This is a genomic window from Sutterella massiliensis, assembly GCF_016899755.1.
Taxonomy (GTDB): domain Bacteria; phylum Pseudomonadota; class Gammaproteobacteria; order Burkholderiales; family Burkholderiaceae_F; genus Sutterella; species Sutterella massiliensis.
Window position 1 is genome coordinate 1 of sequence record NZ_JACJJC010000357.1, and the last position, 336, is coordinate 336.

The 336-nt window shown below is 51.5% G+C and carries 1 tRNA gene; it reads left to right on the forward strand.

Going from position 1 to position 336, the window contains the following annotated elements:
• Positions 1-95 precede the first annotated feature (95 nt).
• Positions 96-172, forward strand: a tRNA-Ile gene (locus H6A60_RS12900).
• Positions 173-336: the final 164 nt, after the last annotated feature.

Here is a 336-nt window from a genome sequence, read left to right on the forward strand (position 1 = left end):
CACCTCCTTTAAAGAGACAAAGAGAGCTCTGAAGAAGCTCGCAAATACTGACGGCGTTCACGCTTATCGGTTGGTTGAATGAATTGAACGGGATTGGGTCTGTAGCTCAGTCGGTTAGAGCACCGTCTTGATAAGGCGGGGGTCGATGGTTCGAATCCATCCAGACCCACCACACCGGTCACGGAGCCGCCGTACGAAAGAGTACGAAAACGCATTCTTTCGTACGGCGCTTCTCTCTCAGAGGGGAGTGCTTCGTTAAGTTCTTTAAAAATTCGGAAGGAAATGAAAGCGTTCAGCTGCATTTCAAACGTCGCGCACGATCGAGCCGATCGGGCG